The organism is Achromobacter ruhlandii (assembly GCF_002082135.1).
GTDB classification, from domain to species: Bacteria; Pseudomonadota; Gammaproteobacteria; order Burkholderiales; family Burkholderiaceae_B; genus Achromobacter; species Achromobacter ruhlandii.
The window spans coordinates 427472-452533 of the sequence record NZ_CP017433.1 but is presented as its reverse complement, the minus strand read 5'-3'; the positions used below and the strand labels follow the sequence as shown (position 1 = coordinate 452533).

At 68.4% G+C, this 25062-nt stretch carries 20 protein-coding genes; 5 read left to right on the top strand and 15 right to left on the bottom strand.

Annotation, left to right across the window (positions count from 1 at the left end; translation table 11 throughout):
- Positions 1-15: 15 nt before the first annotated feature.
- The 15 genes from AruCF_RS02000 to AruCF_RS01930 all read right to left on the bottom strand — a co-directional run bounded on the left by AruCF_RS02000 (position 16) and on the right by AruCF_RS01930 (position 19404).
- Positions 16-1656: an AMP-binding protein gene (locus tag AruCF_RS02000; RefSeq protein WP_049071062.1), complete on the bottom strand. Its 1641-nt coding sequence runs from the start codon at positions 1654-1656 to the stop codon at positions 16-18.
- 60 nt (positions 1657-1716) lie between these two features.
- Complete coding sequence (locus AruCF_RS01995; RefSeq protein ID WP_049071060.1) at positions 1717-2886, bottom strand: acyl-CoA dehydrogenase family protein; 1170 nt, start codon at positions 2884-2886, stop codon at positions 1717-1719.
- A gap of 2 nt (positions 2887-2888) precedes the next feature.
- Positions 2889-3746 (bottom strand): enoyl-CoA hydratase family protein, encoded by an 858-nt coding sequence (locus AruCF_RS01990; protein ID WP_049071058.1) that lies wholly within the window; start codon positions 3744-3746, stop codon positions 2889-2891.
- A gap of 38 nt (positions 3747-3784) precedes the next feature.
- Positions 3785-4576: an SDR family NAD(P)-dependent oxidoreductase gene (locus tag AruCF_RS01985; protein WP_049071057.1), complete on the bottom strand. Its 792-nt coding sequence runs from the start codon at positions 4574-4576 to the stop codon at positions 3785-3787.
- A complete protein-coding gene (locus AruCF_RS01980; RefSeq protein ID WP_049071055.1) occupies positions 4573-6924 on the bottom strand; it encodes a bifunctional salicylyl-CoA 5-hydroxylase/oxidoreductase in 2352 nt (783 codons plus the stop codon). Before AruCF_RS01980 ends, AruCF_RS01985 begins: the two co-directional genes overlap by 4 nt.
- A gap of 1176 nt (positions 6925-8100) precedes the next feature.
- Positions 8101-10677 (bottom strand): sensor domain-containing protein, encoded by a 2577-nt coding sequence (locus tag AruCF_RS01975; RefSeq protein ID WP_235432730.1) that lies wholly within the window; start codon positions 10675-10677, stop codon positions 8101-8103.
- Positions 10678-10716: 39 nt separating this feature from the next.
- A complete protein-coding gene (gene siaD, locus AruCF_RS01970; RefSeq protein WP_049071051.1) occupies positions 10717-11514 on the bottom strand; it encodes a biofilm regulation diguanylate cyclase SiaD in 798 nt (265 codons plus the stop codon).
- Positions 11511-11888 (bottom strand): biofilm regulation phosphoprotein SiaC, encoded by a 378-nt coding sequence (gene siaC / locus AruCF_RS01965; RefSeq protein WP_049071049.1) that lies wholly within the window; start codon positions 11886-11888, stop codon positions 11511-11513. The genes siaD and siaC overlap by 4 nt, the downstream gene beginning before the upstream one ends.
- 37 nt (positions 11889-11925) lie before the next feature.
- A complete protein-coding gene (gene siaB, locus AruCF_RS01960) occupies positions 11926-12465 on the bottom strand; it encodes a biofilm regulation protein kinase SiaB (protein WP_049071048.1) in 540 nt (179 codons plus the stop codon).
- 23 nt (positions 12466-12488) lie between these two features.
- On the bottom strand, positions 12489-14483 hold the full coding sequence (gene siaA / locus AruCF_RS01955; protein WP_200904295.1) for a biofilm regulation protein phosphatase SiaA: 1995 nt from the start codon (positions 14481-14483) through the stop codon (positions 12489-12491).
- Positions 14484-14700: 217 nt separating this feature from the next.
- Entirely contained in the window at positions 14701-15405 is a 705-nt protein-coding gene (locus AruCF_RS01950; RefSeq protein ID WP_049071045.1) for an ABC transporter ATP-binding protein, read from the bottom strand.
- Positions 15405-16205 (bottom strand): ABC transporter ATP-binding protein, encoded by an 801-nt coding sequence (locus AruCF_RS01945; RefSeq protein WP_049071043.1) that lies wholly within the window; start codon positions 16203-16205, stop codon positions 15405-15407. Before AruCF_RS01945 ends, AruCF_RS01950 begins: the two co-directional genes overlap by 1 nt.
- Entirely contained in the window at positions 16202-17170 is a 969-nt protein-coding gene (locus AruCF_RS01940; protein ID WP_049071042.1) for a branched-chain amino acid ABC transporter permease, read from the bottom strand. Before AruCF_RS01940 ends, AruCF_RS01945 begins: the two co-directional genes overlap by 4 nt.
- On the bottom strand, positions 17170-18090 hold the full coding sequence (locus AruCF_RS01935; RefSeq protein ID WP_006388547.1) for a branched-chain amino acid ABC transporter permease: 921 nt from the start codon (positions 18088-18090) through the stop codon (positions 17170-17172). Before AruCF_RS01935 ends, AruCF_RS01940 begins: the two co-directional genes overlap by 1 nt.
- A 150-nt stretch (positions 18091-18240) precedes the next feature.
- Positions 18241-19404, bottom strand: coding sequence for an ABC transporter substrate-binding protein (locus AruCF_RS01930; RefSeq protein WP_063568844.1), 1164 nt, complete (start codon positions 19402-19404; stop codon positions 18241-18243).
- A 260-nt stretch (positions 19405-19664) separates the two neighbouring features.
- Between AruCF_RS01930 and AruCF_RS01925 the strand changes: the two genes are divergently transcribed.
- The 5 genes from AruCF_RS01925 (at position 19665) to AruCF_RS01905 (ending at position 24790) form a co-directional block, all read left to right on the top strand.
- Complete coding sequence (locus AruCF_RS01925; RefSeq protein WP_049071038.1) at positions 19665-20159, top strand: MarR family winged helix-turn-helix transcriptional regulator; 495 nt, start codon at positions 19665-19667, stop codon at positions 20157-20159.
- 118 nt (positions 20160-20277) lie between these two features.
- Positions 20278-21318, top strand: coding sequence for a hypothetical protein (locus AruCF_RS01920; protein WP_049071036.1), 1041 nt, complete (start codon positions 20278-20280; stop codon positions 21316-21318).
- Between the two features lie 122 nt (positions 21319-21440).
- Positions 21441-22667 carry a bifunctional glutamate N-acetyltransferase/amino-acid acetyltransferase ArgJ gene (gene argJ / locus AruCF_RS01915; RefSeq protein ID WP_049071034.1) on the top strand — a complete coding sequence of 409 codons (1227 nt, stop codon included), beginning with the start codon at positions 21441-21443 and terminating at the stop codon, positions 22665-22667.
- A 301-nt stretch (positions 22668-22968) separates the two neighbouring features.
- Entirely contained in the window at positions 22969-23835 is an 867-nt protein-coding gene (locus tag AruCF_RS01910) for an ATP-binding protein (RefSeq protein WP_049071032.1), read from the top strand.
- Positions 23828-24790 carry a Nudix family hydrolase gene (locus tag AruCF_RS01905; RefSeq protein WP_049071030.1) on the top strand — a complete coding sequence of 321 codons (963 nt, stop codon included), beginning with the start codon at positions 23828-23830 and terminating at the stop codon, positions 24788-24790. The genes AruCF_RS01910 and AruCF_RS01905 overlap by 8 nt, the downstream gene beginning before the upstream one ends.
- Positions 24791-25062: the final 272 nt, after the last annotated feature.

Sequence of the window (25062 nt, the reverse complement as noted above, 5' to 3'; positions counted from 1 at the left end):
CTTGATGCAAAAAAATCACGCCATCTTGCGCAGCGCGAATCGCTGCAGCTTGCCCGTCTCGGTGCGCGGCAGCGCGGACACGAACTCGATGGCGCGGGGATACTTGTAGGGCGCGATCGTGGCCTTGACGAATTGCTGCATGGCCGCCACCAGCGCCTCGCTCGGCGCGAAGCCAGGCTTGAGCACCACGAAGGCCTTGACCAATTGGCCGCGCTCGTCATCGGGCGCGCCGACCACGCCGCATTCAGCCACCGCTTCGTGGCGCAGCAGCGCATCCTCGACCTCCGGGCCGGCGATGTTGTAGCCGGCCGAGACGATCATGTCGTCATTGCGCGCCTGGTAGAAGAGATAGCCGTCGTCGTCCTGCACGAACGTATCGCCGGGCAGGTTCCAGCCTTTCTGCACGAAGCGGCGCTGGCGCTCGTCGGCCAGGTAGCGGCAGCCGGTCGGCCCCTTGATCGCCAGGCGGCCCACCGTGCCATTGGGCACCGGGTTCATGTCGTCGTCCACGATCTGCGCGATATAACCGGGCACCACGCGGCCGATGGCGCCGCGCCGCACCGACTCGGGCGGGCTGGACACGAACACGTGGATCATCTCCGTGCCGCCGATGCCGTCGATCATCTCGATGCCGCTGGCCTCTTTCCACAGCTGGCGCGTCGCGTCCGGCAGGGCCTCGCCGGCCGACACGCTCTTCTTGAGCGAGGACAGGTCGAACTTGCCCACCAGCGCCGCCATCTGGCGGTAGAACGTGGGCGCGGTGAAAACGATGGTGGCGCGGAAGTCCTGGATCAGCTGCAGCAGGCTTTCCGGCGTCAGGCGCTCGGCCAGCACCGTGCTGGCGCCGACCCGCAGCGGGAAGCACAGCAGGCCGCCCAGGCCGAAGGTGAACGCCAGCGGCGGCGTGCCGCAGAAAATGTCGTCCGGGCCCGGCTTGATGACATGCTTGGGAAACAGGTCGCACATCGCCAGCACATCGCGATGGAAATGCATGCAGCCCTTGGGCGCGCCGGTGGTGCCGCTGGTGAAGGCGATCAGGCAGACGTCGTCGGCGGCGGTATCGCAGGCCGTGAAATCATCCGGCTTGACCGCTGCCAGCGTGTCCAGCGCCTCGGGCGCCGTGTCGTTGAAATACACGATCTGCGCCAGCCCCGGACAATGATGCTCGTGATCCGGCTGGGCGCAGAACTGCGCCTCGTCCTTCAGGCGCACATCGCACAGCACCGCCTGGATCCGCGCCTTGTCGATGATCTGCTTGAGTTCCTTGGCGCGCAGCAGCGGCATGGTCGGCACCGTCACCAGGCCCGCCTTGATGGCGGCCAGCCAGGACGCCGCCATCATCGGGTTGTTGGGACCGCGCAGCAGCAGGCGGTTGCCCGGCACCAGCTTCATGTCCTCGACCAGCACGCGCGCGATGCGGTTGGTCAGCGCCGCCAGTTCGCGGTAGGTCATGGTGGCCGGCTTGCCGTCCTGCGCCCAGCGCAGCGCCACGCGCTCGCCGTGACCACGGTCGACCATGGCGTCCACCAGCTCAACCGCGCAATTGAAGCGCTTGGGATAGGCCACGTCGGGGCCGTCCAGCAGGAACTCGGGCCATTGTTCGCCCGGGGGCAGATTGTCCCGGGCGAAAGTGTCGATGTGGGCGGATACTTCCATGAAATTCCCCTTGCTGATGCGGTGTAGTTGACTGCCGAAAGCGGAAACTCGATGGTTTCTTCAGGCCTTCAGCAGTTCCCGGGCGATGATCAACTTCTGCACTTCGGTGGCGCCTTCGTAGATACGCAGCGCTCTGATTTCCCTGTAAAGCTTCTCCACCGGCATCCCCGACACCACGCCCGCGCCGCCGAACATCTGCAGCGCGCGGTCGATCACGGTCTGCGCCGATTCGGTGGCCGTCATCTTGGCCATGGCCGCTTCGCGCGTGGTGCGTTGTTTCTGCACGTCGCGCATCCACGCGGCGCGATAGGTCAGCAGCGCCGAGGCGTCGATGGCCGTGGCCATGTCGCCCAGCGCGGCCTGCGTCAGTTGCAGGTCGGCCAGGGTCTGGCCGAACATGCGGCGCGACCTGGCGCGCGCCAGGCCTTCGTCCAGCGCGCGGCGGGCAAAGCCCAGCGCGGCGGCCGCCACCGAGGCGCGGAAGATGTCCAGCGTCATCATCGCCAGCTTGAAGCCCTGCCCCGCCTCGCCCAGCCGCTGCGACACCGGGATGCGGCATTTGTCGAAGGTGAGGGTGGCCAGCGGGTGCGGCGCGATCAGCTCGATGCGCTCCGAGATCTCGAAGCCCGGGGTGTCGGCATCCACCACGAAGGCGCTGATGCCGCGCGCGCCCGGCGCCTCGCCGGTGCGGGCGAACACGCAATAGAAGTCGGCGATGCCGCCGTTGGAAATCCAGGTCTTGGCGCCGTTGAACACGTAGTGGTCGCCCTCCAGCCGGGCCTCGCAGGCCAGCGCCGCTACATCCGAGCCGGCATCCGGCTCGGACAGCGCGAACGCCGCGATGGCCTCGCCGCTGGCCACGCGCGGCAGGTAGCGCTGGCGCAGCGCGTCCGAACCCATCAGCGAGATCGCGCCGCTGCCCAGGCCCTGCATGGCGAAGGCGAAGTCCGCCAGGCCCTCGTGGCGCGCGAACGTTTCGCGCAGGATGCAGACCGAACGCGAATCCACCTCGGGCAGCGCGCCGCCCCAGGCGCCACCGGGGCCGCCCGCGACCGCGTAGCGCAGCCAGCCGGCCTGGCCCATGGCCTTGACCAGCTTGCGGCAGGCCGCGTCGGCGTCGTGATGGTCGACATGGCCCAGGGCGCTTTCGCACCAGCCGTCGACCTCATGCGCCAGTTTGCGATGGGCGTCGTCGAAGAACGGCCAGTCCAGCCAGCTTGCGTCGCGCATCATCAGTTCCCCTCGAAGACCGGCTTCTGTTTGGCCACGAAGGCCTCGTAGGCGCGATGGAAATCGCGCGTCTGCATGCAGATGGCCTGGGCCTCGGCTTCGGCCTCGATGGCCTCGTCCACGCCCATGTTCCATTCCTGGTGCAGCAGTTTCTTGGTCACGCCGTGGGCGAAGGTGGGGCCCGCGGCCAACTGCGTGGCCAGTTTGGCCGCCGCGTCCATCAGGGCGTCCGACTCATGCAGCGCGTTGAAGAAGCCCCAGCTGGCGCCCTCCTCGGCGGTCATGGCGCGGCCGGTGTACAGCAGTTCGGAGGCGCGGCCCTGGCCGATCATGCGCGGCAGCAGCGTGCAGGCGCCCATGTCGGCCCCCGCCAGGCCCACCCGCGTGAACAGGAAGGCGGTGCGCGCGGCCGGCGTGCCCAGGCGCATGTCGGAGGCCAGCGCCACCATCGCGCCGGCGCCGGCGCAGACGCCGTCCACCGCCGCCACGATCGGCTGCGGGCAGGCGCGCATGGCCTTGACCAGGTCGCCCGTCATGCGGGTGAAGTCCAGCAGCTCGGGCATGCTCATCTTGGTCAGCGGCCCGATGATTTCATGCACGTCGCCGCCGGAGCAGAAATTGCCGCCGGCGCCCGTCACCACCACCACCTTGATGTCGGTCGCGTACACCAGCGCGCGGAACAGGTCGCGCAGTTCGGCGTAGGAATCGAAGGTCAGCGGGTTCTTGCGCTCGGGGCGGTTGAGCGTGATGGTGGCGACCTTGCCGTCGGCCGACACCTGCCACAGGAACGTCCGGGCCTGGTAGCCGGCCAGCGGGCGCTTGTGGTGCTTCATGGTGTGCTCTTCGGGCTGCGTGCTCATGGTGTCTCCGTTCTGGAATCGTAGGGGTGGGCGCCGGCTCAGCCGGTCATCACTTCGCCGCCGTCGACGGCGATGGCCTGGCCGTTGATGGACGACGAGGCCGGCAGCGCCAGCCAGGCGACCGTCTCGGCCACTTCCTCGGGCTGCACCAGGCGGCCCTGCGGGTTGCGCTCGGCCAGCTTGGCGCGGGCGGCTTCCGGCGTCATGCCGGTCTTCTCGACGATATTGGCGACCGCGCCGCGCACGATGTCGGTCTCGGTGTAACCGGGACAGACGGCGTTGACGGTGACGCCCTTCTGCGCCGTCTCCAGCGCCAGCGAGCGGGTCAGGCCGATCACGCCGTGCTTGGCCGCGCAGTAGGCGCTGACGTAGGCGTAGCCGATGAGGCCGGCGGTGCTGGCCACGTTGATGACGCGGCCCCACTTGGCCGCCAGCATGCCGGGCAGGGCGGCCTGGATGCAATGGAAGGTGCCGGTCAGGTTGACCGCCAGCATCGACTGCCACAGCGCCGCGTCAGTGCGGTCAAAGCGCTGGCTGACGGCCTGCCCGGCGTTGTTGACCAGCACCAGCACCGGACCGAGTTCGGCCTCCGCCTGGGCGAAGGCCTGGCGCACCGAGGCCTCGTCGGCGATGTCGGCGCTGACCGCCTGCACCTGGCCCAGGCTGGCCAGGCTGTCGACGGCCGCCTCCAGCGCGCCGCCGTCGCGGCCCAGCAGCGTGACCCGCGCGCCGCGTTCCAGCAGCGCGCGGGCGCTGGCCAGGCCGATGCCCCGGGCGCCGCCCGTCACCAGCGCGTGGCGGCCGGCCAGGGGAAGGGAGGACGTGCTCATTTGATGTCCAGTTGCGCCATGGCGGCGGCGCGTTCGAAATTGGTTTCCAGCTGGCGCTTGCCGGCGAAGTACTGGCTCGGCCAGGCCACATCACGATAGCCCACGCGGGCCGCTTCGCGCAGCGTCCAGGAGGCGTCCGCCAGATGGGGACGCGCCAGCGCGCAGAGATCGGCGCGGCCCGAGGCGATGATGCCGTTGGCGTGGTCGGCCTCGAAGATGGCGCCCACCGCGATGGTGGGGATGCCGGCCTCGTTGCGCACGCGGTCGGCGAACGGCGTCTGGAACATGCGGCCGTAGACCGGCTTTTCTTCCTTGCTGACCTGGCCCGACGAGCAGTCGATCATGTCGGCGCCGGCGGCCTTGAAATGGCGCGCGATCTCGACGGCGTCATCGGGGGTGATGCCGCCCTCGACCCAGTCGCTGGCCGAGATCCGGACCGACATCGGCTTGTCCTCGGGCCAGACGGCGCGCACCGCGCGGAACACTTCCAGCGGGAAGCGCAGGCGGTTTTCCAGGCTGCCGCCGTATTCGTCGTCGCGATGGTTGGTCAGCGGCGAGATGAAGCTGGACAGCAGGTAGCCGTGGGCGCAGTGCAATTCGAGCCAGTCGAAGCCGGCGGCCTGGGCGCGGCGGGCCGCGGCCACGAAGTTGTCGCGCACGTCGTCCATGTCGGCGCGCGTCATGGCGCGCGGCGTCTGCGACACGCCCTCGATGTACGGCAGGGCCGAGGCCGACAGCAACGGCCAGTTGCCTTCGGGCAGCGGATGGTCGATCTTCTGCCAGCCCAGCTGCGTCGAGCCCTTGCGGCCGGCATGGCCCAACTGCACGCCGATGCGGGCGTCGCTGTTGCCGTGCACGAAGCCGACGATACGGGCAAAGGCCTGCTGCTGCTCGTCGTTCCACAGGCCCGGGCACCCCGGGGTGATGCGGCCGTCGGGCGAGACGCAGGTCATTTCGACCATCACCAGCCCGGCGCCGCCCATGGCGCGGGCGCCCAGGTGCACCAGGTGGAAGTCGCCCGGCACGCCATCGGTGCAGGAATACATGGCCATCGGCGACACCAGGATGCGATTCTTCAGCTTGACGCCGCGCGCCTGGTACGGCGTCAGCATGGGCAGCGGCGGCCGCTGGCCGGCCGGCGCCTGCGCGCCGGCGTGCTCGGCGATCCAGCGCTCGAAGCCTTCCAGCCAGGCCGGGTCGCGCAGCCGCAGGTTTTCGTGCGAAATGCGCTGCGAACGGGTCAACAGCGAATAGGCGAATTGTTCGGGTTCGAGTTCGGCGTAGCGCGCCACGTTCTCGAACCACTCGGTGGAGTTGCGGGCGGCATTCTGGATCTTCAGCACTTCGACGCTGCGCACTTCCTCGTAGTGCTTCAGGCCGCGCTCGACGCTGCCTTCGGCGCCGCTCAGGCAGCGCGCCAGTTCGATGGCGTCTTCCAGCGCCAGCTTGGTGCCCGAGCCAATCGAAAAGTGCGCGGTGTGTGCCGCGTCGCCCATCAGCACCACCGGCACGGCGCGCTTGTCACGGCGGGTTTCCAGCTGGTTCCAGTGGACCCAGGTGTTGCAGATGACGCGCGGGAAGCGGATCCAGATGGCCGAGCCGCGCAGGTGCGACGCGTTGCTGACCAGGGGATTGCCATCCAGCCAGGGCGCAAACAGTTTTTCGCAGTAGGCGATGCCCTCTTCCTGGCTCATCTGCTCGATGCCGGCGGCCTGCCAAGTCTCTTCGGGCGTTTCGACGATGAAGGTCGACATGCCGTCTTCGTAACGGTAGGCGTGCGCCTGGAACCAGCCGTGCTCGGTCTGGACGAAGGCGAAGGTGAAGGCGTCGAAGACCTTCTTGGTGCCGAGCCAGACGAAGCGGCAGCGGCGCTGGTCGATGTCGGGGTGGAAGGTGTCGGCGTAGCGGGTGCGGACCTGGCTGTTGATGCCGTCGGAGGCGATGACGAGGTCGGCGTCGTATTCGCGGGCGATGGCCTGGTCGTCCTGGACGAAATTCTCGAACACCAGCTTGACGCCAACATCTTCGCAACGCGCCTGCAGGATGTTGAGCAGCTTCTTGCGGCCGATGCCGATGAAGCCATGGCCGCCACTGCGGATGCTGCGGCCCTTGAAGTGGATGTCGATGTCGTCCCAGTGATTGAAGGCGTCACCGATGGTCTGGGCGGAAACCGGATCGGCTTCGCGCAGGTTCTGCATGGTGGCGTCCGAGAACACCACGCCCCAGCCGAAGGTGTCGTAGGGACGGTTGCGCTCGATCACCGTGACTTCGTTGGCCGGGTCTTGCAGCTTCATGAGCAGACCGAAATACAGGCCGGCGGGACCACCACCAATGCATACGATTTTCATTGCCGTAACGCTCCAAGAAGTGCGGCCCGGAAGCTTGGGGCGGGTCGCTGCTATTTTTAGGCCTTGATAGTTTAGGCTTGAAATATATACCTGGAATGGGAGGATCGCAAATGGGGGAAACGTGGGGGTTGAATTCTGGGGACGGGCTCGATGTGCGGCGGGGGGGCCGTTGGGGGGGTGTGGCGGGATCGAGCTTCGTAGGTCGCCCCTCGGGCGGGCGGACCCGATGGCGGGCGCCCGCGATTGCGGTCCGGAGCGTTCGCTCCGGACTTCCCCTGCCTCATCCTCGTCCTCGCCTTCGGCGACTCCTTCGGATTCCGTCGGGCGCATCGAGGTTGCCCGCCATCGGGTCCGCCCGCCCGAGGGGCTACGTGTGTCTGGGCTCGTCGCGCTGCTAGAGCCGGGTGCGGGGAAGGGAATCGCGGGGCTGCCCATCGCGGCCGCGCGGGCGGCCACGATGGGCGTCTGTGCATCTGAAAGTGAGGCGGGTGCGCTGCGCGCGGGTGGCGAGCGGTTTTCTGGTGATTCCGCTCCGAAGGGGGAGAGGGTAATGGCGGCGCGTTGAGGGGTGGCTTGCGCGTGACGAGCGCGTGCGCCGCCGACAACAGTCGTGGTGCCGGCAGCCGCGCAATCGCACCGGATAGCGCCTTTTTCGTGGTGCCGATAGCCGTGCAATCGCGTCGGATGGGGGCCTTTCCACCCGCGAGGGGAGTGTCAGTATTTTTGTGTTTAAGGCATAAAAGCCTGATCGTCGTTTAGATCAGGCCTGTTGATGCTATCGCAGCGAGAGGGGTCAGTGAGGCGCCCTGCAGGAAGCGTCATCATCCCGACGCAAGACACCACGTAAGCCGCAAAAGGCCGCCCGCGCGGCCGGCTTGCGGCGGGCCCCGCAAGACCTTCCCCTACCCCCCCTGTGCGCCAAAACGCCAAGCACACCGCCCGCCCCTGAGACCGTCATTACGTCTCATCGCGAGCGCGTGGCGGGGTCGGTGGGGGATGGCGGGGCGTGTAGATGCGCCCGGCGGAAACCGAAGGCAGCCGCCGCCAGGCGGCAACGAGGTTGAGCCCGGGGAAGTCCGGAGCGAACGCTCCGGACCGCAATCGTAGCCCCGCCATCCCCCACCGACCCCGACACGCGCGCCTTAAGAACCTACCCCCGCGAAAAGAGCAAACCGCTCACCCCCTAGCCCGCAACCATTCCTCGAGATCCCCCGCCGGCAACGGCGGCGAGAACAGAAACCCCTGCCCCGCCGCGCACCCCTGCTCGATCAGAAATCGCCGCTGCTCTTCATTCTCGATCCCTTCAGCCACCACCGGCAGGCTGAGGCTCTCACCGATGCGGATCACCGCGCTCGTCAGCGCCCGGGCCGCGTCATCGCTCTCCAGCCCCTGGACGAAACTGCGGTCCAGCTTCAGTTCGTCCACGATCAAGCGCCGCAAATGCCCCAGGCTGGAATAGCCCGTGCCGAAATCGTCCATCGACAGCCGCACGCCCAGGCGGTGCAGCTCCGCGATCGTTCGCAGCGTGCCCGCCGTCGCGTCCAGCACCACCCCCTCGGTGATCTCCAGCATCAGATCCGACGCCGCCAGCCCGAACTCCGCCAGCGTCGCGGCGATCATGCGCGGCAGGTTCAGGTTGTGGAAATTGGTGGCCGAAAGATTCACCGACACCGACGGCACCCGCAGCCCGTTGTGGCGCCAGATCGACAATTGCGAGCATGCCTCGCGCACTGCCCAGTCGCCCAGATCGCCGATCAACCCGCACTCCTCGGCCAAGGGCACGAAGCGGGCCGGCGAGATCTCGCCCAGCGTCGGATGGCGCCAGCGGGCCAGCGCCTCCACCCCGTACAGGCTGCCGTTCTTCAGGCCCACCTGGGGTTGGTAGTGCAGCCGCAGCGCGCGGCCCTCCAGCGCATCGCGCAGCGCCGCTTCCAGCGCCAGGCGCTCCTGGGCCTGGCGGTTCATCTCCGCGCTGAAGAACGAAATACGGTTGCGACCCGCCGTCTTGGCCTGGTACATCGCCATGTCGGCATGACGCAGCAGCGTATCCATGTCGCGGCCGTTTTCCGGGAACACGCTGATGCCGATGCTCACCGACGGATTGAGCGTAATGCCGCCCACCACGAACGGGTGCGACAGCGACACCAGGATGTGCTCGGCCGCGGCCGTCAGGCGGCCATGCTCGAAATCGGGCATCAGCATCACGAACTCGTCGCCCGACAGGCGGCCGACGATATCCGTGGCGCGCGCCAGGCGGCGCAGGCGTTGGGCGATGTCGCGCAGCAGGGCGTCGCCGATGGGGTGGCCGAGCGTGTCGTTGACCTGCTTGAAGCGGTCCAGGTCCAGGAACAGCACCGCCACCCGCTTGCGCTCGGGCTCGGCGCGGGCGATGGCCTGCTCGGCCTGGGCCAGCAGCAGGTTGCGGTTCGGCAGGCCGGTCAGTTCGTCGTAGAACGCCAGCTGGCGGATGCGGGCGCGGGCCTCTTCGCGCTCCAGCGCCAGGGCGCACAGGTACACGCACACGTCCACCAGGCGATGATGGAAGTCGTCCGGCAGGCGGCGTTCGCGGAAATAGAACCCGAACGTGCCGATCACGCGGCCGTCGCTCGACTTGATGGGCGAGGACCAGCAGGCCTTGATGTCTTCCGGCAGCGGCAGGTGGCGATAGTCGTCCCACAGCGGGTCGGTGGCGATATCGGGCACGATCACCGGCCGCCCCAGGAAGGCCGCGGTGCCGCAGGCGCCGGACCGGGGGCCGATGGCCTCGCCCTCCAGCGCGTCGGAGTAGGCCGAAGGCATGCTTGGCGCGGCCAGGGGCCGCAGCTTGCCGGCCTCGTCCACCCGCAGCACGGTGGCCGCGACTTCGGGCGCCAGGCGCTCGACCTCGCGGCAGACCATGTTCATCACCTCGACCACCGAGGCCTCATTGACCATCGCCTGCAGCACGCGGCGTTGCAGCACTTCGTGCACCTTGGTGGGCGTGATGTCGGTCAGCACATCGACGATGTTGACCAGCGAGCCGCGCTCGTCGAACACCGAGTTGGCCATCATCGATACCCACAGCGGCTTGCCGCCGCGGTCATAGACCAGCACGTCCTTGTGATAGCCCTCGCGGCAGGCGATGCGACGGTCCAGTTCCTCGCGGGTGCCACCGTCGGGGCGGCCGCCGGCCAGCAGCTCGCCCAGTTCCTGCCCGAGCGCATCGGCGCGCGAAAAGCCCCGCATGCGCTGGAAGCCATCGTTGACGTAGACGATTCGGCCGTCGCGCCCGGACACGGCCACGGCATTGCCGGTTTCGTTGATCCCCAGCAGCAACAGGCGGATCTCTTCCTGGCGTTCCGCATCGGCGATGGACTTGCGCGAGATGATCGCAATGCGGCGCACTTCGCCGCTCTCGTCGCGCATCGGCAGATAGGTGGCCTCGATCCACAGCGACGCGCCGCCGCGCGTGCGGTAGCGGCAGGTGCCGGAGAAGAATTCGCCGCGACGCAGGCGGGCCCAGATCTGTTCGGCGCTGGCGATGCCCTTGCCTTCGTCCATGCTGTCGCACAGCAGGTCGTGGCGCAGGCCGGCGATATCGGCGCGGGCATAGTCCAGCGCGGCCAGGAAGTTGTCGTTCGCGCTCAGCAGCGAACCGGCGGCGTCGAAGTCGAACAGCAGCAGCGCCCGGTCCATCGTCGCCAGATAGTTGCTCACCTGCCACGCGGCGCCCTGCGGGGCCACGCTCGAACCGCCTGGATGAGAATCAAGCATAAGGGGCTCCATACCGGAAGACAGCGATTCCGGGTTCATTCAGGGCCGGGGAAAGCCAAGCGCGACGCGGTCGCGTCCATCCTGCTTGGCCAGGTACAAGGCCTGGTCCGCCCGGCTGAGCGTTTCTGAAAAGGTTTCACCGAGCTGGTGGTAGGCCATGCCGATACTCACGGTCAGGCGCAGCACCTCGGCGCCGACGTCGATGGCCAGGGCGCGCACCGCGCCAACCAGCCGGTCCATCACGCCTTGCGCCGTCCCGGGCGGCGTGGCGGGCAGCAATACCAGGAATTCCTCGCCGCCCCAGCGGCCGCACAGGTCGTATTCGCGCACGCTGTCGCGCATGGCGCCGGCCAGCTCGACCAGGGCGCGGTCGCCGACCTCGTGGCCGTGGCGGTCATTGACGGCCTTGAAATGGTCGACGTCGAGCATGGCGACCACGAAGGCCTGGCCGCCGCGCGCGGCGCGCTGCACTTCCTGCTTGATCATCTCCGTCAGGGCGCGGCGGTTCAGCAGCCCGGTCAGCGGATCGCGGCGCGAGGTCTCTTCCAGCGTCGCATTCAGGTCGCGCATCATGCTCTGGTAGTGGTCGGAGATGCGCGCGATGCGCGCCAGCCGCCGCAGTTGCCGGTCGAATTGTTCGCACAGCCCCATCTCGCGCTGGTGCGCCATCGACTGGTAGGCATCCGACAGGTGGGTGACCCGCTCGATCCGCGCCATCTGCTCGGCGGTGTGCCGCCACAGGTCCTGCAGGGCCTCGCGCAGCGGGTGGCCGGCGTAGGCCGGATCCGCCAGCAGGGCGGCGATGCGTTCGTCCAGCTCGGCGTTGCCGGGCTTCATTGGCGGCCGACGACCGAGAACGGGAAGGTGCAGTCTTCCTTGAATTCCTCGGCCAGCTCGCCGACGCGCTCGTTGCGCATGTCGTAGAACCAGGTCACGCTGACGCCGCGGCCCTTGGCGTGGGCGGCTTCCAGCAGATCGAAGATGTCCATCACGGACTTGATGCTGCTGGTGTTCAGGTACAGCAGTTCCAGTTCCAGGTTGAGCGGCGCGTCGCCACTGAGCAGATAGGCCTCCACCCATTCGATCACCGGGCCGAACAGCTCGAAGGAATTCTCGGGGTAGGAGTCGCCGCGCATCGCCAGCACGCCGGCGGCGGCGTCGGCGGTGATGGCGGGCGTGGACTGGGTCCCCGGAATATTCAGGTCTTTCATCAGTAACTCCGAAAAGGTCTATGGCTCAGGGGCGCGGTCAGATCACGACGCTCAGGCTGAAGAATGCCCGGCCCTCGCCCGCCGCGGGCGTCAGGCTGGCTTCCAGCGGCGCCCCGGCCCGGCGGGCGATATCGATCAGGCCCAGCCCCGCGCCCGAGGCCACGCCGGGCGTGCGCGGCTTGTGCAACTGGGCCTTGTATTCCGCCTTGAGGGCGGCCTTGTCCAGCGCGGCCAACTGCTGGATGCGGGCCACCAGGCTGCGGCCATCCTCGGCCTTGACCAGGTTGCCGGCCGACACCACGTAGCGGCTCTCGTCGCGGCGCCCGATGACCACGGTGGCGGCGGCGTCCGTGTCGCCGTTCTGCGCGGCATACTGGCGGATGTTCTGGATCATCTCGATGTAGACCGAGAACACGTCCATGGCTTCGGCGGGCCGCGCGTGCTCGGCGTTCAGGTAATTCTTCAGCGCATTGCCGATTTCCTCGATCAGGCTGCGGGAGATGGGCCCGTTGAAGCACAACAGCGTGCGGTTCTGGTCGAACCGCTCGCCCAATGCGTAGAGATCGGAGGCATTCATGGGAGTTACCGCCCTGATAACGATTATTCGAAACGGAAAGACAGCAAGGTAATGTCGTCGCGCTGCGGCCTTCCGCCCTGGTACCGGGCCAGGGCCTCGGTAAAGGCCGCCGCCTGGTCGGTTAACGGCTGCCGCGCGTGTCTCTTGAGCATTTCGGCGAAACGCGTGTTGCCGAAGCCGAAGCCATGCTCGCCGCCGGCCTGGTCCAGGAAGCCGTCGGTCGCCAGGTAGTACGTCCAGCCCGGCTCCATGCGCAACTCGATGTTCTGGTAGGTCCCGGTCCGCTTGTCGCCCAGCGCGCGCTTGCCCCCCGGCACTTCGCGCAGGGTCTCGCCGTCGCTGGCGTATAGGCTGATCTTGGCGCCGGCATACCGCAAGCTGCCGGATTGGCGGTCAATATATACCAGCCCCGCGTCGGTATTGGTGGCCAGGGCCCGTGGCAATTGCGCGTCCGCGAGCATGGCGCGGATGGCGCTGTCGGTGCGCGCCAGGATGCCGGCCGGGTCGGCCGGGCCGGCCTCGGTGATGGCCAGGTCGATGGCCGCGCGCGCCAGCATGGTCATCAGCGCGCCCGGCACGCCGTGGCCGGCGCAGTCCATGATGCCCAGCAGGCAGTTGGCGCCGTCCGAGCGGAATACGTAGAAATCGCCGCCGACCACGTCGCGCGGCTTCCACAACACGAAATGGTGGGCGCCGAGCGACTGGGTCAGCTGGCGATCGGGCAGGATGGCGCGCTGGATCAGGCTGGCGTAGTCGATGGAATCGCCGATCTTCTTGTGCGCGGCCGCCATGGCGCGGTTGGCGTCCTCCAGCTCGGAGGTGCGCTCGCGCACCTTGCTTTCCAGTTCGGCGGTGTGCTGGCGAACCTTGTCGGCCATGACACCGAAGGCGCGGCTCAGGTCGCCGATCTCGTCCTGGCCGCCCGGCGGCAGGCGCACGTCGTAGCTGCCGTTGGCGATGGCGCGGGCCGATTGCTGCAGGCGGCGCAGCGGCCGCAGCATCAGGCGCTCGATGGCGTAGCCGAAGCACAGCAGCAGGGCCGCGAACAGCAGCACCAGGCCGATGGCGGCCGGCCACAGCCAGTCGGTGTCCAGCACCCGGGCCGCGCCCAGGTCGACCACCGTCAGCACGTGCCAGTGCAATTCGGGCATGTAGGCCACCGACACCAGCTGGCGCACGCCGTCGATGGTGACCCAGGCCGACTGCACCGATTGCGGATCGGCCTGGGCCGCGTGCATCGCCGAGCGCAGCTCGTCGCGGCCGTTGCCTGCGTCGAGCAGGTTGAACACCCTACCGCGGCCGCTGGCGCCTTCCGCGCCGCCGGCCCCTGAGTTGTAGGCGATCAGCGTCGGATCCATGTGCGCCTGGATCGCGCCCTCCTCGTCAACGATGATGGGCGTCACGCCGGGCTGGCCGCTGTTGACGAAGTCGCGCAGGAAACCGCCCACGTCCAGGCCGGCGCCGGTCAGGCCGATGACCTTGTCGCCGTCGCGCACCTGCACGTTGATCCAGACCCGGGTGGTCTTGAGCTTGAGGTCCGGATTGACGTTGATGTTGTAGCGCGCGCTCGCCTTGAGCGAGTTGTAGAACCAGCCATCGTCGGCCGCGTCGCGGCTGAGCGTGTAGCGCGGCGCCTCCGACAGCGGCTGGTCGTCATTGAAGTAATAGTGGCCGGTGGCGGCGCTGGCGATGAAATAGGCGCGGCCCAGCAGGTCGCGCCGGTAGCCGTCGGCCTCGCGGAAGAACAGTTCGCGCGCGGCCGGATCGCTTTCGTTGCGCAGCCAGCGGCGCGTGACCTCGCTATCGGCCAGCCGCTGCGACAGCGCCAGCTCGCGCGACACCGGCGCCAGGATGCGCTGCCGGTTCAGTTGCGTGAAGTTATCGGCGAAGGCGCGGCCGAAGTGATCGCGCACGCCGTCCAGCACCTGCCAGCCGATCAGCGCGGCCGGCGCCAGCGCGACCAGGCATGCCAGCAACAGCGCCATCAATGATTTTTTGCGCAAACCCCATTTCGCCATGCGAAGTCTTCCCTGACAGCTTGTTAAGACGTGACGCATCCACGCGGTACGCACGGCGCGCTAAGTGTAGAGAACCACGGGATGAATGAAAACAGGCGTAAACGCGCGGATTTGCCAAAGGTCAGCCTATTTCGGGCCGACCGCGGCAAACCTCGTCTTTATTGCGTTTTATATCGAAAGAAAAGCCGCCGCCCGCGCCGGGACTGCGGCTTTCGCGCTACACGCCCAGGTAGCGTTCCCACAATCCGCGATCGGCATCGAGCGCGGCGGAGTCGCCCGTCCAGACCACCTTGCCGCGCTCCAGGATGACGTGGCGGTCGGCCAGGCTCAGCAGGCGCTCGACGTACTTGTCGATCACCAGGATGGTCTGGCCGGCCTGGCGCAGGCGCGCCAGGCAGTTCCAGATCTCCTCGCGGATCTTGGGCGCCAGGCCCTCGGTGGCCTCATCCAGAATCAAGAGGCGCGGATTGGTCACCAGCGCGCGGCCGATGGCCAGCATCTGCTGCTCGCCGCCCGACAGCTGGTTGCCCATGTTGCGGGCGCGTTCGCCCAGGCGCGGGAACAGCTCGAACACGCGCTCGGGCGTCCACGGCTCGCCGATGGCGGGGTTGCGCGCGGCCACGAAGGCCGTCAGGTGCTCGCGCACCGTCAGGTTGGGAAAGCACTGGCGCCCCTCGGGCACGATGGCCATGCCGGTGCGGGCGATGCGGTCCGGGCTCCAGCCGCTGATGTCCTGCTCGGCGAAATGAATCCTGCCGCCGCGCAGCGGCAGCTGGCCGAACAGGGTGCGCAGCAGCGTGGTCTTGCCCATGCCGTTGCGGCCCAGCAGTGTCACCACCTGGCCCGCGCCGATCTGCAGGTCCACGCCGAACAGCACCTGGCTGGCGCCGTAGCCGCTCTGGGCCGATTCAATGCTGAGCATCAGGCAAGCTCCTGGCGCGCGGGCGCCGTTTCGTCATCGCCGAGGTAGGCCTGGCGCACATCCGGGTTGGCGCGGATCTCGTCCGGCGTGCCGGTGGCGATCACGCGGCCGTAGACCAGCACCGAGATGCGGTCGGCCAGCCGGAACACCGCCTGCATGTCGTGCTCGACCAGCAGCATGGCGGCGCGGCCGCGCAGGGATTCGATCAGGTCGGTCAGGCGCAGGGTCTCGTCGGGCCCCATGCCGGCCATGGGTTCGTCCAGCAGCAGCACGCGCGGCCGCGCGGCCAGGGCCAGCGCGAACTCCACCTTGCGCTGTTCGCCGTGCGGCAAGGTGCCCGCGGCGCGGTCCAGCAGGCTGGCGTCGATGGCGCATTCGCGCGCCAGCTCGCGGGCCTGCTCGTACAGGGCCGACTCGGCCGCGCGCGGCCGCCAGAAGCGGAAGCTGCTGCCGGCGTGGGCCTGCACCGCCAGCACCAGGTTGTCCAGCACGCTGGACTGCTTGAAGATGTTGGTGATCTGGTACGAGCGCGACAGGCCCGCGGCCACGCGCTGGTGCGCGTTCATGGCGGTGACGTCGCGGCCGTCCACGGCCAGCGAACCGGAATCGGCCGCCAGCGTGCCGGACAGCAGGTGGATCAGGGTGGATTTGCCGGCGCCGTTGGGGCCGATCAAGGCGTGGATCTCGCCCGGGTTCAACGAGATCGAGACATTGTCGGTAGCCACCAGCGCGCCAAAGCGGCGCACCAGGTTGCTGGCCTGCAGCGCGGGGGCCTGCGTGGGGGTATGGGTCTGGTTCATGATCCCGCCTTGCCGGTTTGCGCGGCACGGCCGCCGAACAGCGGGCCGAACAGGCCCACCAGGCCGCGCGGCGCGCCGAACACCACGCCCAGCAGCAGCACGCCCAGGGGCAGGTGCCAGTATTCGGTCCACTGGCGCAGCACTTCCTCCAGCACCAGCATCACCACCGCGCCGGCCACGCCGCCATAGCGCAGGCCGATGCCGCCCACCAGCACCATGATCAGCAGGTTGGCCGACTGGGTCCAGTGCATCAGGCTGGGCGAGATGAACAGGTTGTGGTTGGCCAGCAGCGCGCCGGCCAGCCCGGCCACGGCGCCGCTGAGCGTGAAGGCGGTGAGCTTGATGCGGTAGACCGGGTAGCCCATGGATTCCATGCGCGACTCGTTTTCGCGGATGCCCTGCAGCGCGGTGCCGAAGCGCGACAGCGTCACCCGCCCGAACAGCCACATCATCACGGCGAAGATCGCCAGCACCAGGTAATAGAACGCCACGTCGTTGGCCAGGTCGATGCCCGGCAGCGTGGAGTAGCCCGGCAGGTTCAGGCCGTCCTCGCCGCCGTACTGGCGCAGCGAGATGAAGATGTAGAACAGCATCTGCGCGAATGCCAGCGTGATCATGATGAAGTACACGCCGCGCGTGCGCAGCGAGATCGCGCCGGTGATGAAGGCCAGCAGCGCCGCCAGCAGCATCGCCACCGGCCACGACACCAGCGCCGAACTCACGCCCGACATCGCCAGGATGCCGACCGCGTAGGCGCCGGCGCCGAAGAAAGCCGCGTGGCCCAGCGCCACCATGCCGCCGTAGCCCAGGATCAGGTTCAGGCTGGTGGCGGCCAGCGCGTAGATCAGCACGCGCCGCACGAAGGAGATATAGAAATCCAGGCCCAGCGCGGGCGCCACCAGCGGGAATGCCGCCAGCGCGGCCAGCAGGGCCAGGGTCCAGAGCATCGAAGGGGTCCGCATCATCAGCCTCGCGCCGGAAACAGGCCGGAAGGCCGGAACACCAGGACCGCCGCCATCAGCACGTAGATGGCAATGGCCGCCAGCGTCGGGCCGACGCTGGACGCAACGGCCGGCGAGAACACCTGGCGCAGCAGCATCGGCAGGAAGGCCCGCCCGGCGGTATCGACCATACCCACCAGCAGCGCGCCGACGAAGGCGCCGCGGATCGAACCGATGCCGCCGATGACGATGCACACCAGCACCAGGATCAGGATTTCCTCGCCCATGCCGACCTGCACCGAGGTGATCGGCCCCAGCAGCGCGCCAGCCACAGCCGCCAGCATGGCGCCCAGCACGAACACGCCCAGGAACAGCAGCGGCACGCGCACGCCCATCAGGGTGGCCATCTGCCGGTTCGAGGCGCCGGCCCGCACCAGCACGCCGGCGCGGGTGCGCGTCACGAACCAGTACAGCCCGACGGCCGAGGCCACGCCGAAGACGATGATCATCAGGCGGTAGGCCGGATACAGCAGGTCGGGCAGCAGGCGCACCGGCCCGGACAGCAGCGCCGGCATGTTCAGCATGACCGGGGCCGGACCCCAGATCATCTTGACCAGGTCATTGGCGATGAGGATGACGGCGTAGGTGCCCAGCACCTGCGCCAGATGGTCGCGCAGCGCCAGGCGGCGGATCAGCGTCAGTTCCAGCGCCACCCCGACCAGGCCGGTGGCAACGGCGGCCACCAGCACGGCGGCGGTGAAGGAACCCGTGCGCTGCATGGTTTCGGCGGCGACATAGGCGCCTGCCATATAGAGCGAGCCGTGCGCCAGATTCATGATGTCCATGATGCCGAACACCAGGGTCAGCCCGGCCGCGATCAGAAACAACATCAACCCAAACTGCAGACCGTTCAGCAATTGCTCGACGATGAGCGTGAACGTCATGAATAAATCCCCTGGTGGGCCCACCCCCGGAGCGCTGCGCGCTTCCCCCTCAAGGGGGCGTCGCGACGGACCGGCGAAGCCGGATCCGCGCGACCCCGCGGGGCCAGGCTACATTGTGTAGCCGCGACGCTTTACGCGTCCCGCCGCCTTTTATAGTTTGCAGTCGCCGACGTAGACGTCCTGGTACTTGTCGAACACCTTGCCCACCAGCTTGTTGGTGATGCGGCCGCTGGCGTCCTTGTCGACCACGCGCAGGTAGTAGGCCTGGATCGGGTAGTGGTTCTTGCCGTAGGTGTAGCTGCCGCGCACCGAGGGATAGTCGGCCTTGGCCAGCGCCTGGACGATGGCCTCGCGGTCGGAGGCCTTGCCGCCGGCCTGCTTGACGGCGGCGTCCATGGCCATGATGACGTCGTAGGCCTGGGCGGCATACACCGACGGGTAGCGGCCGTTGTATTCCTTGCGGAAGGCCTCGACGAAGGCCTTGTTCTGCGGCACGTCCAGGTCATGCGCCCACTGCGCCGTGTTGTACATGCCCAGCATCGGCTCGCCCACGGCCTGGATCACGTCCTCGTCGGCCGAGAAGCCCGGGCCGATCAGCTTGACGCTCTGGGAAAGGCCGGCCGACACGAACTGCTTGACGAAGTTGATGCCCATGCCGCCCGGCAGGAAGATATAGACCGCGTCCGGCTTGGCGGCGCGGATCTGGGCGATCTCGGCGGCGTAGTCGATCTGGCCCAGCTTGGTGTAGACCTCGTCGCCCGGGGCGGTCTTGTAGCCGCGCTTGAAGCCGGCCAGCGCGTCCTTGCCGGCCGGGTAGTCCGGGGCCATGATGAACATCTTCTTGAAGCCGCGGTCGGCCGCGACCTTGCCGGCGGCTTCGTGGAAGGCGTCGTTCTGGTAGGACGAACCGAACCAGTAGTTATTGCATTGGGCGCCGGCGAACTGGCTGGGGCCCGGGTTGTTCGACAGGTACGGCACCTTGGCGGCGAACAGCGCGGGGCCGACGGCCAGCGCCACGTTCGAGCCGATCGGGCCGGTGAAGAAATCGACCTTGTCGCGCTGGATGTAGCGGGTCACCAGCTGGCGCGCCTGGTCGGGGTTGCCGCCCATGTCGGTCTGCAGGAACTCGGCGGGCTGGCCGCCCAGCTTGCTGCCCAGTTGCTTGATGGCCAGGTTGAAGCCGTCGCGGGCTTCGGCGCCCAGGGCCGAGAACGGGCCGGAAATGTCATTCGCGATGCCGACCTTGACCGGATCGGCGTGCGCCAGTGCCGGAATCAACGCGGCGGCGGCAACGAGGGAAGTGATGAAACGCATGGTGGTGTGCTCCGTGCGCGAGCCGCGCAGAGGGTGTTTTTCTGGGATTGCGATTCGAAGGACTTCTATGCCCGGCCTGCCGACCCGTTCAGGCGGCGCGTCAGACCGGCGCCCGCAGCAGCCGATCCCGTGGTGCGGCAAGGGGAGAACTGGCGTGGTTCATAGTTTAGGTTTAAAGTATCCGGCAAAACAAGTCTAGGGTTTTTACCAGTGACTCATGAATACAGACCGATCCACGCATTCCCGGTAACCTGCCGACCATGACAGACGCCCCCGACCTGGAATCCCGCGCCGCCCCCGATGATCACCATGCGCTGCGCCTGTGGCTGCGCATGCTGACCTGCGCCAATCTCATCGAAGGCGAGATCCGCAGCCGGCTGCGCAACGAATTCGACACCACCCTGCCCCGTTTCGACCTGATGGCGCAATTGCAGCGCGCCCCCAAGGGCATGAAGATGGGTGAATTGTCGCGCCACATGATGGTGACAAACGGCAATATTACCGGTATCACCGACCAACTCGAAAAAGAAGGCCTGGTGGTGCGCACCAAGGTCGAGTCCGACCGCCGCAGTTCGCTCATCAAGCTGACCCCGCAGGGCAGGAAGAGCTTCGCCAGGATGGCGCGGGCGCACGAGTCGTGGGTCAAGTCGATGTTCGGCGAACTGCCCGAAGGCAGCCGCAACGCGCTGTTCCAGGCCCTGGGCGAACTGAAGCTGCAGGTGGTGGCCACCCGCTCGGCCGGCGCCAAGGTCTGAGGCGGCCGCGGCGCCGGCCCGCCGCTTGCGCCCACGGCGCGCCCGGACGTGCCGGCACCCGTCCGAAGCCGATCGGGCGCCACCAAAAACGACGGCGGTTTGGCGCATAATTGCCGCCATGATTCCGGTATCCCTTCCTGGCGGTAATTACTATGTGTTGATGGCAGTGTCGCTGGCCTGCCTCTCCACGCTGCTGACCTGGCTGGCCGTCCTGGCCACCAGCCGCGGCGCCCGGCTGTGGCTGGTCGACCATCGCCGCCGCGGCACGATCCTGATGGCGCTGCTGGCCCTGGTCGGCGGCATCTTTCCCTACCAGCAACTGAGCCAATGGCTGGAAGCCCAGCGCGACGCGCGCCTGGGCGCCAGCCTTGACCGGGTGCTGGACCAGCCCACCCGGCTGGCCGGGGTCGACATGCCGGCCGGCACGGTGCTGCGCCTGGCCACCGCCGGCGACCCGGCCTCGTTCGACCGCGCCACCTTCCCGGACGGCCATCCGGCCACCGTGCAGGGCATCAGCGCCACGCGCCTGTTCCACTACCCGGCCACCAGCCGGCAGCCCGAAACACTGTCGGCCGAGATCGCCCGCGACCAGGCCCAGGACGGCTGGCTCTGCGCCCACGGCCACCGGGTCGAATTCGTCCTGCTGGGCGGCCAGCCGCGCTTTGCCAGCTGCCACCTGGCCATCGGCAACACCCTGAACCAGCAGCCCATCCCCCCTGGCGCCTGGCTCAAGGTCGACGACGCGGCCCGCGCCAGCGCGCCCGACCCGGCCAGCCCGGCGCCCCGCTGGCTGCTGCGCGCCGAAGGCAGCGAGCCCCTGACCGTGGCCGGCATGCCGCTGCTGAAGGTGGACATGACGCTGGACGCCCAGCGCCGCCTGCTGGCGTTCGAGGGCCTGCTGGGCCGTGAAAGCACGCTGGGCGGCATCACCTATCCCACCGGCACCCGCCTGCTGACCGCCGGCCCGCGGGTGCCCGGCGTGCAACCCGGCGACCTGCTGTTCTCGCCCTCGCGCGGCCGCTCGGCGCGTCAGGCCGACGGCAAGGAAATCGCGGCCGGCATGTCGGTGTTGCAGGCCCCGGACGGCAATGTGCGCGCCATCCTGTCCAACCGCGAAGCCGGCGTGCTGGACGTGGCCGCCATGCGCACCGCCCCCTGACAGCCGGCTTTCAGGCGGCCGCCGCCGGCTGTCGCAAAGCAGTGGGATAATACGAAGCTTTCCCCCGCGCGCCGCCTTGCCCTGGCGGCGATTTCCGTCCTGCTCATTCATGAGACGAAGTCATGGCCGTTAACCTGCAGATCCCCTCCGAGTCCGAAATTTTCCCTGTTGCCGGCGTTGAAATCGGCGTCACCGAGGCCGGCATCCGCAAAGCCAACCGACGCGACCTGACGGTATTCCGCCTGGCCGAAGGCAGCAGCGTGGCCGGCGTGTTCACCCGCAACCGCTTCTGCGCCGCGCCCGTGCAGGTGTGCCAGGCCCATCTGGCCGACGGCGGCCCGATCCGCGCGCTGGTCATCAACACCGGCAACGCCAACGCCGGCACCGGCGCCGAAGGCCTGAAGAAGGCCCAGGACACCTGCGCCGAACTCGGCCGCCTGCTCGGCGTGCCCGCCGCCCAGGTGCTGCCGTTCTCGACCGGCGTGATCCTGGAGCCGCTGCCGCTGGACCGTCTGTTCGCCGGCCTGCCGGGCGCCATCGCCAACCTGGGCGCCGACCACTGGTCGAGCGCCGCGCACGGCATCATGACCACCGACACGCTGCCCAAGATCTCGTCGCGCCGCGTCCAGATCGGCGGCAAGACCGTCACCTTCACCGGCATCAGCAAGGGCGCCGGCATGATCCGCCCCAACATGGCGACCATGCTGAGCTTCCTGGCCACCGACGCCGGCATCGCCCAGCCGCTCTTGCGCAAGCTGGCGGGCGAGATCGCCGACGCCTCGTTCAACCGCATCACCGTGGACGGCGACACCTCCACCAATGACTCGTTCATCATCGTCGCCACCGGCAAGTCGGGCGTCGAGGTCAACGCCGAATCGGACGCCGCCTACGCCGCCGTGCGCGAGGCCCTGACCGCCGCCGCGCTGGAGCTGGCGCAGAAGATCGTGCGCGACGCCGAAGGCGCCACCAAGTTCATGACCATCCGCGTCGAGGAAGCCGGCACCACCGAGGAAGCCCTCAAGGTGGCCTACGCCGTGGCCCACTCGCCGCTGGTCAAGACCGCCTTCTTCGCCTCGGACCCCAACCTGGGCCGCATCCTGGCCGCCGTCGGCTATGCCGGCATCGATGACCTGGACGTGTCGAAGATCCGCCTGTGGCTCGACGACGTGCTGGTGGCCAAGGACGGCGGCCGCAACCCGGCCTACCAGGAAGCCGATGGCCAGCGCGTGATGAAGCAGGCCGAGATCGCCGTGCGCATCGCGCTGGGCCGCGGCCAGGTCAGCGACACCGTCTACACCTGCGATTTCTCGCACGAGTACGTGTCGATCAACGCCGATTACCGTTCCTGATCAAGACCCGCCATCCGCCCGGCTGACCCCGGGCGCGAAGCGACGGCGTTCAGTTGCGCGCCGGGCCTCGCGGGGTGGCGGCAGCAATGAAATCCAGTGGCTGCGCCTTACCCATCGCCGGTCACTGCCCCCGGGGAATCCGTGGCATCACCGCGGTCCCCGGCAGGTGACAGCCGTTGAGCGGCGCGCGTCCCCACGACGCCTTTGCGGCGGGACACGCGCCCTCTTCTTCCGACGATGCCCGCGAACGCGACGCGGGCCCGGTGCCGGGCCCGCCCGTTCGCTCTTCCAGGATCACACCGTGACCGCGAACGAATTCACCACCCTCATCCAGCGCGCCGAGCGCGTCCTGGCCCAGCTCGAAGCCTGGCTGCCCCCCGCGCCCCCCGATATCGACTGGGACGCCCACGCGTTCCGCTGGCGCAAACGCGGCTCGCGCGGCTGGCTCGACGCCGTGCGCCACGTGGCCCGCATCGACCTCGAAGACCTGCAGCACATCGAGCGCCAGAAAGGCATCATCGACCGCAACACCGTGCAGTTCATCGAGAAGAAGCCCGCCAACAACGTGCTCATGACCGGCGCCCGCGGCACCGGCAAGAGCTCGCTGGTCAAGGCCATGCTGGCCGCCTACGGCGACCGCGGGCTGCGCCTGATCGAAGTCGACAAATCCGACCTGGGCGACCTGGCCGACATCGTCGAACTGGTGGCCGCGCGTCCCGAGCGCTTCATCGTGTTCTGCGACGACCTGTCGTTCGAGGAAGGCGAGGCTGGCTACAAGGCGCTCAAGTCCGTGCTGGACGGCTCGGTGGCCGCCTCGGGCGACAACGTGCTGATCTACGCCACCTCCAACCGGCGCCACCTGATGCCGGAATACATGAGCGAGAACCTGCAGGCCAAGCACCAGCCCGACGGCGAGATCCACCCCGGCGAAACCGTCGAGGAAAAGATCTCGCTGTCCGAGCGCTTCGGCCTGTGGCTGTCGTTCTATCCCTTCAAGCAGGACGACTACCTCGACATCGTCTACCACTGGCTGCGCGAGCTGGGCTGCCCGGAAGAGCAGATCGAACCGTCCCGCACCGAGGCGCTGCAATGGACCATCGAGCGCGGTTCGCGCTCGGGCCGCGTCGCCTACCAATTCGCCCGTGACTGGGCTGCCCGCCATGTCTGACAAAATCATCGATGTCGCCGCCGGCCTGATCCTGCGTCCGGACGGCATGCTGTTGCTGGGGCAACGCCCCGAAGGCAAGCCCTGGTCGGGCTGGTGGGAGCTGCCCGGCGGCAAGCTCGAACCCGGCGAGACCGTGCTGCAGGCGCTGGCGCGCGAACTGCAGGAAGAGATCGGCATCCGCGTGACGCAGTCGCGGCCGTGGGTGACCTACGTGCACGCCTACCCCCACACCACGGTGCGCCTGGCGTTCTGCCACGTCACCGGCTGGGAAGGCGAACCGCGCAGCCTGGAGAACCAGCGCCTGGAATGGGTCGACCCGGCCAACGCCGCGTCCGTCGGCGACTTGCTGCCCGCCACCCTGCCGCCGCTGCGATGGCTGCAGCTGCCGACCGCCTATGGCATCAGTTCGATCGGCTCGCGCGCCGGCCTGTCGGCGTTCCTGGGCCGGCTGGACGCGGCGCTGGCGCGCGGCATCAGGCTGGTGCAACTGCGTGAACCGCAGTGGCCCGACGGCCCGGCCTCGACCTCGCTGCACGAGGCGCTGCAGCAGATCGTCAAGCGCTGCCACGCCGCTGGCGCGAAAGTGCTGGTCAACAGCGCCCATCCGGCCGCCTGGTGGCGCGAGGCCGACGGCGTGCACCTGCGCGGCGCCGACGCCGCGCGTCTGAGCGCCCGGCCCGACCTGCCGGCCGGCGCGCTGGTTGGCGTCTCGGCGCACGACAACGCCCAGGTGGTGCACGCGCGCGAGCTGGGCGCGGACTTCGCCGTGCTGGGCCCGGTGCTGGACACGCCCAGCCACCCCGGCGCGCCGACGCTGGGCTGGGACGGCTTCGTCGAAGGCAACCGCGACGCCGGCATCCCGGTCTTCGCGCTCGGCGGGCAATCCACCCAGACCGTCTCGCAGGCCCTGCGCCACGGCGCGCACGGCATCGCCGGCATCCGCGGCCTGATCTGACGCGAGCGGGTCGGGGCAGGATCGCCGGCCCGACGCCCGCCCTCCCGACCGGCGCGCCGCGCCGGTTTTTTTTGTCCTAGGGAAACTCCCCCCTTGCCGCGCAAGGTGGCCAGGTCCTATCTTCGCTCTTGATGTGACCGTATGGTCACTTCTGGTTGTCGGCGCGACGGACACACGGCCACGCAACGCGTTCCACACGCCGGCGCCCGCTCGCTGGCGCCATCGCGCCGCCGTCCCGCCACACCGCTTTTGCTGCACCGTTTCTTTGTCGT